The 9,988-nt window shown below is 71.0% G+C and carries 7 protein-coding genes and 1 pseudogene; 1 reads left to right on the top strand and 7 read right to left on the bottom strand.

All coding sequences use genetic code 11. The features are described 5' to 3' along the window. The 6 genes from AC5LUJ_RS01175 to lepA all read right to left on the bottom strand — a co-directional run. A partial coding sequence (locus AC5LUJ_RS01175) for a PhoH family protein (RefSeq protein ID WP_493464332.1) occupies positions 1–977 on the bottom strand: 977 nt, incomplete at its 3' end. 204 nt (positions 978–1,181) lie between these two features. After that, complete coding sequence (locus AC5LUJ_RS01170; RefSeq protein WP_493464331.1) at positions 1,182–2,060, bottom strand: 16S rRNA (uracil(1498)-N(3))-methyltransferase; 879 nt, start codon at positions 2,058–2,060, stop codon at positions 1,182–1,184. A gap of 68 nt (positions 2,061–2,128) precedes the next feature. Continuing rightward, on the bottom strand, positions 2,129–3,274 hold the full coding sequence (gene dnaJ / locus AC5LUJ_RS01165) for a molecular chaperone DnaJ (RefSeq protein ID WP_250286556.1): 1,146 nt from the start codon (positions 3,272–3,274) through the stop codon (positions 2,129–2,131). Then, complete coding sequence (gene hrcA / locus AC5LUJ_RS01160; RefSeq protein ID WP_250286553.1) at positions 3,274–4,293, bottom strand: heat-inducible transcriptional repressor HrcA; 1,020 nt, start codon at positions 4,291–4,293, stop codon at positions 3,274–3,276. Before hrcA ends, dnaJ begins: the two co-directional genes overlap by 1 nt. Before the next feature lie 217 nt (positions 4,294–4,510). Beyond that, positions 4,511–5,689 carry a radical SAM family heme chaperone HemW gene (hemW, locus tag AC5LUJ_RS01155; protein WP_493464330.1) on the bottom strand — a complete coding sequence of 393 codons (1,179 nt, stop codon included), beginning with the start codon at positions 5,687–5,689 and terminating at the stop codon, positions 4,511–4,513. A gap of 844 nt (positions 5,690–6,533) precedes the next feature. Beyond that, complete coding sequence (gene lepA, locus AC5LUJ_RS01150; protein ID WP_250290608.1) at positions 6,534–8,387, bottom strand: translation elongation factor 4; 1,854 nt, start codon at positions 8,385–8,387, stop codon at positions 6,534–6,536. Positions 8,388–8,940: 553 nt separating this feature from the next. Here lepA and rpsT point away from each other — a divergent pair. Beyond that, on the top strand, positions 8,941–9,210 hold the full coding sequence (rpsT, locus tag AC5LUJ_RS01145; RefSeq protein ID WP_250283987.1) for a 30S ribosomal protein S20: 270 nt from the start codon (positions 8,941–8,943) through the stop codon (positions 9,208–9,210). A 229-nt stretch (positions 9,211–9,439) separates the two neighbouring features. Here rpsT and AC5LUJ_RS01140 read toward each other — a convergent pair. Next, positions 9,440–9,988 (bottom strand): annotated as a pseudogene (locus AC5LUJ_RS01140) (hypothetical protein); the annotation flags it as partial.

Genomic DNA, 9,988 nt, shown 5'->3' with positions numbered 1-9,988 from the left:
GCCGCGTCCCACCGGGCGTAGGCGTCGACGATCTCGCTGACCAGCCGGTGGCGCACCACGTCCGTGCTGGTCAGGAGCGCGAAGTGGACGTCGTCGAGCCCGTCGAGGATCTCCCGGACCACCCGCAGGCCACTGCGGGTGCCACTGGGCAGGTCCACCTGCGTGACATCCCCGGTCACAACGATCTTGGAGCCGAAGCCGAGACGGGTGAGGAACATCTTCATCTGCTCGACGGAGGTGTTCTGCGCCTCGTCCAGGATGATGAACGCGTCGTTGAGGGTCCGCCCGCGCATGTACGCCAGCGGCGCGACCTCGATGGTGCCGCTCTGGATCAGCCGCGGGATCGAGTCCGGGTCGACCATGTCGTGCAGGGCGTCGTACAGCGGGCGCAGGTACGGGTCGATCTTGTCGTAGAGGGTGCCGGGCAGGAAGCCGAGCCGCTCCCCCGCCTCGACCGCCGGGCGGGTCAGAATGATCCGGTTGACCTGCTTGGACTGCAGCGCCTGCACGGCCTTGGCCATGGCCAGGTACGTCTTGCCGGTACCGGCCGGGCCGATGCCGAACACGATGGTGTGGGCGTCGATCGCGTCCACATAACGCTTCTGGTTGAGCGTCTTCGGCCGGATCGTCCGGCCCCGGCTGGAGAGGATGTTGAGGGTGAGCACCTCGGCCGGGCGTTCCTCGCTGCCGCTGCGCAGCATCGACAGCGAGTGGTCCACGTGGGCGGGGGTGAGCTCGGCCCCGGACTCCAGCACGGCGATCAGCTCGGCGAAGAGCCTGGCCGCCAGCGCGTTCTCCTCCGGCGGGCCGGTGATGGTGATCTCATTGCCCCGGACGTGGACGTCGGACGATAACGCCTGTTCGACGACACGCAACAGCTCGTCCTGGTGGCCGAGCAGGCTCACCATGCTGTGCGCACCGGGGACGACGATGCGCGTGACGGTCCGCTGGTCGGACTGGGAGGTGGAATCGGTCATGGGTTGCGGCCGGCGCCGGCCACGGGACCTCTCGAACGACATGAGTCAGTACGGTCCTTCAGTGTAGCGATCCTCAGGCCGGTCGGACCTCCCGGGCCGGCTGCCGGGCCGGTCGTCGCACTGGCCGTACCAGCACAACAGCCGGCACGACAGGCACAACGAAGGCCGGCGGGACACCGGCCGCGGGCACACCGGGTACATGATCTAACGCTCCCATCGGGACGTGTGGGAGAGGACGACCGCGGCGGCGACCACGCCGGCGGTCGACGTCCGCAGCACGGTGGGACCGAGCCGGGACGGCCGCCCCCCGGCCGCGGCGAACACCTCCAGTTCGACGTCGGTGAGCCCGCCTTCCGGGCCCACCACCACGACGATCTCCGCCGCCCGGGCACCCGCCGGTCCGCCGGGCGACGCGGCCGCCGCCCGGGCACTGGCCGGCCCGGCGATGGCCGCCGTGGCCGTCATGGCGGCCGTGGCCACTGCCGGGGTGACCGCTGCCGCGCCAGCCACTGCCGTGCTGGTCACTGCCGTGCTGGTCACTGCCGTGCTGGTCGTCGTCGCCGCGGCGAGTATCCGGGCCAGCGGTTCGGCGGCCTCCTCGTGCAGGACCACGGCGAGTTCGGCCGCGGCGAGCCGGGCGGCGGCGGCGCCGGTGTCGGCGAGCGCGGCGACCCGCGGCCAGAACACCCGCCGCGACTGCTTCGCCGCCTCGCGGGCCGTCGCCGACCAGCGCTCGTGAGCGCGGGCGCCCCGCTCCCCCGCCCAGCGCACGACCGAGCGGGAGGCCGCCCAGGGGACGATCTCGTCGACCCCCACCTCGGTCATGAGCTCGACCGCGAGCTCACCGCGGTCGCCCTTGGCCAGCGCCTGGAGCACCACGAGCCGGGGCAGCCGCGCCGGGTGCACGACCCGGCGCCCCACCGCGCAGTCGAGCTCGTCCCGCCGGCAGCGCACGACCGTACACTCGGCGACAACGCCACTCCCGTCGGTGACATCCAGCCGTTCGCCGGGACGCAGCCGCCGTACCGTCGCCGCATGCCTGCCCTCGGCGCCGGCCAACGTCAGCTCGGCGGTGTCCGGCACCGGTACCTGGTGGAACAGGGGTGCGGTCAGCGGTCAGGCCGCCCTTCGGGGGTCACCGACGGTCACGCTTACCGGGTGCCACGGGAGCCGCGCAGCCGGGAGAAGAAGCCCTGGCCGTCGGCGGAGCCGTTGCCGCCGGAGATGACCGCCGGCTGCTCCTCGTCCCGCAGCTTCGCCAGTTCGCGCAGCAGCCGCTCCTGCTCGGCGTCGATCCTGGTCGGGGTCTCGACCACGACGTGGATGTGCAGGTGGCCGCGTCCGACCGAACGCAGGTGCGGGATACCCCGGCCGCTCATGGTGATCACGTGGCCGGGCTGGGTGCCGGGCTTGACCGTGATGGTCTCGCTGCCGTCGAGCGTGTCCAGCGTGCAGGTGCTGCCGAGCGCGGCGGCGGTCATCGGGACGCGCAGCTCGCAGTGCAGGTCGTCGCCCTCCCGGGTGAACACCGGATGGGGGCGCTCCTGGACCTCGACGTAGAGGTCGCCGTTGGGGCCACCGCCCGGGCCGACCTCGCCCTCGCCGGACAGCCGGATGCGCATCCCGTCCTCGACCCCGGAAGGGATCTTGACGGTGAGGCTGCGCCGCTTGCGGACCCGGCCGTCGCCGCCGCACTCCCGGCACGGGTGCTCGATCACCGTCCCGGTGGCGCCGCAGCGGGTGCACGGCCTGGAGGTGACCATCTGGCCGAGGAAGGAGCGGGTGACCTGCTGGATCTCCCCGCGCCCGTGGCAGACCGGGCAGGTCACCGGATGGCTGCCCGGCGCCGCGCCGTCCCCGGAGCAGGTACCGCACACCACGGCGGTGTCCACGGTGATGTCCCGGGTCGTGCCGAAGGCGGTCTCGGAGAGGTCGAGCTCGAGACGGAGCAGGGCGTCGTTGCCCCGGCGCACCCGCGAACGCGGCCCGCGGCTGGCACCGCCACCGAAGAAGGCGTCCATGATGTCGCCGAGGCCGCCGAAGCCGGCTCCGAACGACGACCCGCCGGCTCCCCCGCCGGGCGCCAGCGGATCCCCGCCGAGATCGACGATCTGGCGCTTCTCCGGGTCGGAGAGGACCTCGTAGGCCGCGGTCACGGCCTTGAAGCGGGCCTGCGCCTCCGGGTCGGGGTTGACGTCGGGATGCAGCTCGCGGGCGAGCTTGCGGTAGGCCCGTTTGAGCTCGTCGTTCGAGGCGTCCCGGCGTACGCCGAGCACCTCGTAGTAGTCGGTGGCCATCAGTCGGCACCCAAGAGATCACCCACATACTTGGCGACGGCCTGGACGGCCGCCATGGTTCCTGGATAGTCCATCCGCCTTGGACCGACCACTCCCAGGCCACCCAACGCGGACGCCCCGCGACCGTACCCCGTCGCAACCACCGATGTGGAACGCAACGCATCCACGTTGTTTTCATGGCCAATACGGACCGTGACGGTATCGAGGTCCCGTACCTCGCCGATCAGTTTCAACAGAACGACCTGCTCCTCCAGAGCTTCCAGAAGCGGACGCAGCGTATCGGCAAAGTCGATGGCGGAACGCGTCAGGTTGGCGGTACCCGCCAGAGCGATCCGCTCCTCCGGCTTGTCGACCAGCGCCTCCATCACGACCGTGATCAGCGTGTTCAGGTGTGGACGCAGCCCCGGCCGGGCCTCGTCCGGCAGGTTGGCGACCGCCTCGGGCGCGTCCGCCAGCCGACGCCCGTTCAGCGCCGCGTTGAGCACGGTGCGCAGCTCGCTGACGGTCGGGTCGTCCACCGGCTCGGGTATCTCGACGACCCGCTGCTCGACCCGCCCGGTATCGGTGATCAGTACGAGCAGCAGGCGCACCGGCGTGATTGTCACGATCTCGATGTGCCGGACGCTGCTGCACGACAGCGACGGGTACTGCACGACCGCGACCTGGCGGGTCAGCTGGGCGAGCAGCCGGACCGACCGCCGGACCACGTCGTCGAGGTCGATCGCGCCCTCCAGGAAGCTCTGGATGGCCCGCCGCTCGGCCCGGGACAGCGGTTTGACCCCTGACAGCCGGTCGACGAAGAGGCGGTAGCCTTTGTCCGTGGGAATCCGGCCGGCGCTGGTGTGCGGCTGGGTGATGTAGCCTTCTTCCTCAAGTGCGGACATGTCATTACGGACAGTGGCAGGAGACACCCCGAGCTGGTGGCGCTCGGCCAGCAGCTTGGAGCCCACGGGTTCGTTGCTGAGCACGAACTCCTCGACGATGGCGCGAAGTACGTCCAACCGCCGTTCCTCCAGCACGCCGTATCACCCCTTTGCCACGCTGAAGCCGCCGGGCGAGGTCAGCGACGACCACACGAAGCCGCCGAGGCCGGAAACCCGCTGGCGGGACGCTCTGGCACTCGATTGCCGCGAGTGCCAATTGTAGCTGTCCTGGCGACCAGGCGAGACGGACAAATGTGTCACCGCCACCGGGAACCCCACGCGTGTTTCCGGTGACGGCTGCGGCCGGTCGCGGCTAGTCCGGCAGCAGAGCGTGGATGACGGTGTCGGCGAGCAGCCTGCCGCGCAGGGTCAGCAGGACGCGTCCCGCCGCCAGCGCCGGGGGATCCACCAGCCCGTCCGCGGCGAGCCGGGCGGCCTGGGAGCGCCCCGGGGGAGTGAGCTCCCCGACGGCGAGGCCCTCGGCCAGGCGCACCTCGAGCATGACCCGCTCCATGCGCGCGGCGGCGTCGTCCAGCTCCTCGTGGGCCGCCGCGGGACTCGTGCCCGCGGCGAGTCGCGCGCTGTAGGAGGCCGGATGGCGCACGTTCCACCAGCGGACGCCCCCGACGTGGCTGTGCGCCCCCGGCCCGAAGCCCCACCAGTCCGCGCCCCGCCAGTAGCCGAGGTTGTGCCGGCTGCGGGCGGCGGGCCCGCGCGCCCAGTTGCTGATCTCGTACCAGCCCAGGCCGGCCGCGGTCAGGGCCTCCTCGGCCTGCCGGTAGCGGTCCGCCATGAGATCGTCGTCGGGCGGGAGCAGCTCGCCGCGCCGGATCCGCCGGGCCAGCCGGGTGCCGTCCTCGACGGTCAGCGCGTACGCGCTGACATGGTCGGGCTCGAGCGCGACCACCGCGTCCAGGCTCTCCTGCCAGTCCCGGGCGGACTCACCGGGGGTGCCGTAGATCAGGTCGAGGTTGATGTGGGCGAAGCCGGCCTTGCGCGCCCAGCCGACCACGTCCGGGACGCGCCCGGGGGTGTGCCGGCGGTCGAGCGCGGCGAGCACGTGTGGGCGGGCGCTCTGCATCCCGAACGAGATCCGCGTGTACCCGGCGGCGGCCAGCCGCTCCAGCGCGGCGGCATCCACCGACTCGGGGTTCGCCTCCGTGGTCACCTCGGCGCCGGCGGCGAGACCGAACTCCGTGTCGATCATCCGGAGCAGCAGCGCGAGGTCCTCGGCGGGCAGCAGGGTCGGCGTCCCGCCGCCGACGAAGACCGTCGACACCGCGACGTCGGCCGGGCCGAGAACGGCCCGGGCCAGGCGGAACTCGGCCGCCAGCGTCGCCACGAACGTGGCGATCGCGGCCCCCGGCCCGAGCTCGGTCGCGGTGTAGGTGTTGAAGTCGCAGTAGCCGCAGCGGGCCGCACAGTACGGGACGTGCACGTAGACCCCGAACGGGCGGCTGCCGAGGGTGTCCGTGGCCCGCGCCGGGAGCACACCGTCCCAGCTCTGGAGGCCGCCCCCGGCGGCTGGGGAGCCCGTGCCCCGCGGGCCCGGCGGGCCTCCCGGGTGTGCCGGGTGTGCCGGGCGGCCCGGCTCGCCGGGGCCGGCTGCGCCGGGCTGACCGAGGGCCGGGCCGGCCGTCGAGATGTGCGGCATGACCATAGTGTGCCCGACTCACGACACCGTGCCCGCCTCCAACACGTGCCCGCCTCCAGCGCCCGCCTGCCGTTCGACGGCCGTACGGCCCGCTCACGGGGCGCCCCGGGCCGCGCGGCCCGTGAGCGGGGCGCCCCGGGCCGCAGCCACTCCATGATCTTTATATTATGATCTTTATATTCAGTTATCGGATCTGTCGGATTTAACCGCCCAATACGGCCGCCGAATACGCCCGGAACCCCACCGCGGCCACGGCCGGTGGCGACGTTGACCTGACATTGATAATCGACTGGTCAATATAGGTGAAGCGTCGTGAGCTCGTGGTCCCGCGTCCGGAAAAATAAATCGCATGAATGACGACGCCGTGCGCGGTGTCCTCGACAACATCGAGGATCTTCTTCCCCCTCACGCGACGGAGTACCGATCCGGCACCCTGGCCGGATCGGCCGGCCCCGCCAGCCATGACGAACCCGCCACCGAACCCATCCGACTGCCCCCTTCGTCCGCACGAACCCCCTGAGCAGCCCGGACAGGCAACACGGACAGCTCAGGAAGCCCGGGCCTCCCGGACCGGCCCGCCTGGCCGCCGGCTCCGGGAGGAATCCCGCGAGGCCGGGGGGAGCACGGCCGCACCGGCGCCCGGAGGGCGGCCGGAGTCACCGCCCAGCCACGGACGGCAGACTTATTTCCCGTTCTTGGACACGTCCGTGGACAGCGCCGCGATGAATGCCTCCTGCGGGACCTCGACGCGGCCGATGGTCTTCATCTTCTTCTTTCCTTCCTTCTGCCGCTCCAGCAGCTTGCGCTTGCGGGTGATGTCACCGCCGTAGCACTTGGCCAGGACGTCCTTGCGGATGGCGCGGATGTTCTCCCGGGCGATGATCCGGCTGCCGATCGCGGCCTGGATCGGTACCTCGAACTGCTGACGCGGGATCAGCTCCCGCAGCCGGGAGGTCATCGCGACCCCGTAGCCGTACGCCTTGTCCTTGTGGACGATCGCGGAGAACGCGTCGACAGCCTCCCCCTGCAGCAGGATGTCGACCTTGACCAGGTCGGCCACCTGCTCGCCGGCCGGCTCGTAGTCGAGGCTGGCGTACCCCCGGGTCTTCGACTTCAGCGCGTCGAAGAAGTCAAAGATGATCTCCCCGAGCGGGAGCCGGTACTTCAGCTCGACCCGGTCGGTCGACAGGTAGTCCATCCCGCCCAGCGTGCCGCGCCGGCCCTGGCAGAGCTCCATGACCTGGCCGACGAAGTCGGACGGCAGCAGCACCATGGCGTCCACGACGGGCTCGTGGACCTCGAAGATCTTGCCCGCCGGCCAGTCGCTCGGGTTGGTGACAATCGTCTCGCCGCCGTCCTCCATGACCACCCGGTAGACCACGTTCGGCGCGGTGGAGATAAGCGTGAGGTTGAACTCCCGTTCCAGGCGCTCCCGGACGATCTCCAGGTGGAGCAGCCCGAGGAAGCCGCAGCGGAACCCGAAGCCCAGCGCCGCGGACGTCTCGGGCTCGTAGGTCAGCGCGGCGTCGTTGAGCTGCAGCTTGTCCAGGGCCTCCCGCAGGGCCGGATACTCACTGCCGTCGATCGGGTACAGGCCGCTGTAGACCATCGGGCGCGGGTCACGGTAACCGGCCAGCGGCGCCTGGGCCGGACGGGCCGCCGAGGTCACGGTGTCGCCGACCCGGGCCTGCCGGACGTCCTTGACCCCCGGGATGAGGTAGCCGACCTCCCCGGCGGACAGCCCCTCCCGCGGGATCGCCTCCGGCGAGATCACCCCGACCTCGAGGGTCTCGTGGCTCGCCCGCGTCGACATCATCAGGCAGCGGTCCCGGGCGGTCAGCCGGCCGTCGACCACCCGCACATACGTGATCACACCCCGGTAGGTGTCGTAGACGCTGTCGAAGATCATGGCCCGCGCGGGGGCGTCCGGGTCACCCATGGGCGCGGGGACCCGCCGGACGATCTCGTTGAGCAGCTCGGGCACGCCCTGGCCGGTCTTGCCCGACACCAGCAGCACGTCGGCGGGGTCGCAGCCGATGATCTGCGCCAGCTCGGCGGCGTACTTCGCCGGCTGCGCGGCCGGCAGGTCGATCTTGTTGAGGACCGGGATGATCTGCAGGTCGTTCTCGAGCGCCAGATAGAGATTGGCCAACGTCTGCGCCTCGATACCCTGCGCCGCGTCGACGAGCAGCACCGCGCCCTCACAGGCCGCGAGCGACCGGCTCACCTCATAGGTAAAGTCGACATGGCCAGGAGTGTCGATCAGATGCAGGACGTAGTCGCGGCCGTCGTCGGCCTGCCACGGCAGCCGGACGCTCTGCGCCTTGATCGTTATGCCACGCTCACGCTCGATGTCCATCTTGTCCAGGTACTGGGCACGCATGTTACGGGCCTCGACGACACCGGTGACACCAAGCATCCGGTCGGCGAGCGTCGACTTGCCGTGGTCGATGTGAGCGATGATGCAGAAGTTGCGGATCGACGCCTGGTCGACCGATGCCTGGTTGATACGACGGGGGTCGGAGGCTGGGGGCACGCGGAGTCTTCTCGTTTCGTCGGGATGGACTGTGTCATCGTGCCAGGCCCTGACACGCAAGGCTCGGCATACCAGGAGGCTCGGCATACCAGGAGGCTCGGCGCAGCAGGCACCGGCGCACCAGGGCTCGGCACGGGCCCGACGCGAGCCTGGCCCGAGCCTGGCGCGAACCCTGGCTAGCACATCAGACTCACCGCGTCGGACGCCGATGGCCACAGCTGACGGCCATCCCAGCGCCCACCGGACCGGCGCCCACCAGCCGCGACGGCCACCGGACGCAACGGTCGGGCGGCGCGGCCGGGCGCCGCGGCCCGCCCGGCCGGCGGGCACCGCCGGCACGCCCTCCGACACCGTTCGCGGGTAAGTTGGTAAGGTTACCGATGTTTCCCGGGCCCTACGGCTTCCCCGGTACCATCCGTGTACCGGCCGGTTGCCGTCGGGCCAGTCACGAACAGGCCGGTCCTGGTCCGACGCCGGGGCTCGACCGCCGTTCACACCGAATTTCATACCGACCCGACTTTCCTGCCAATTCGACGACCAGGGGTTCTTTCGCGTGGCCAACATCAAGTCGCAGATCAAGCGCAACCTCACCAACGAGAAGCGACGGCTGCGCAACAAGGCCGTGAAGTCCGAGCTGAAGACGCTCATCCGCCGCTTCCGGGAAGCCGTGGAGGCCGGCGATCAGGAGCGTGCCGGCCAGGAGCTGCGCGTCGCGTCGCGCAAGCTGGACAAGGCCGTCAGCAAGGGCGTCATTCACTCGAACCAGGCCGCCAACAAGAAGTCGGCGCTGGCCACCCGGTACGCCTCGCTGACCAAGGCCTGACGCCCGCGCGTCCGCTCGTACGCCGTCCACCTGCCGTTTTCCCGACCCGGGTCCGGCTGCTCCCCGGGCGGCGGACGGCGGCGCCCGCCTGTGGGACGTCCGTCCGCCCGACGTCCCACAGGTTTCGTCAGCGTCCCGACGACAGCCCGGGAGCTTGCGCATCGGCGTCGGCACAGAACACATCTGACGAGTCCATATCCGGTGAGTGCTGGAATGCGCGCTTTCAGTTTCAGTATGGCGACGTTTCGGGCGTCGGTGGCTCGTTCTCCGCGGGACGGATCCGCGCGTCGTCCACGGCCAGCATCTTCTTGATCGCGTTGTTGTAGGCCACCATGGTGATCGCCGTCAGCGGTAGCGCCACGATCACCCACGCGCTCGCCAGGTCGGCCAGGGCGATCAGGACGCCGAGCAGGACGCTGCCGGCCAGGATTCTGCCGGTGGAGAAGAACCCGTCCGCTTGTCCGACCGCGCCGCTGGTGGCTGAAGGCGACCCTGGTCCCGGCGTCGGTGTGCTTCCCCGCTCCGGGCCGGCCTGGTGCCCAGCGGCGTCGCGTCCCGGGCCGCGCTGACCGGGATCATCCTGGTACGGCCCGTCCCGGCCCAGGCTGCCCTGTGCCGGTGCGTCCGCGCCCCGGCCGCCCGCGTCCGCTCTCTCCTCGCCCCGGTCGTCCCTGACCGGGCTGGTTTCATCCAGGCCACCCTCTTCCAGGCCGGCTCCGCCCGGGCCGGCTCCGCCCGGGCCGCACCCTTCCGGGCCGCACCCTTCCAGGCCGCACCC

The organism is Protofrankia sp. CiP1_Cm_nod3 (assembly GCF_982290655.1).
The sequence above is the reverse complement of the archived record's forward strand: the minus strand, read 5'-3'. Positions and strand labels throughout refer to the sequence as shown.

Excerpts from the sequence above, each read along its gene's own strand:
- dnaJ (WP_250286556.1), bottom strand. The coding sequence starts at position 3,274 with ATGGCCACCGACTACTACGAGGTGCTCGGCGTACGCCGGGACGCCTCG.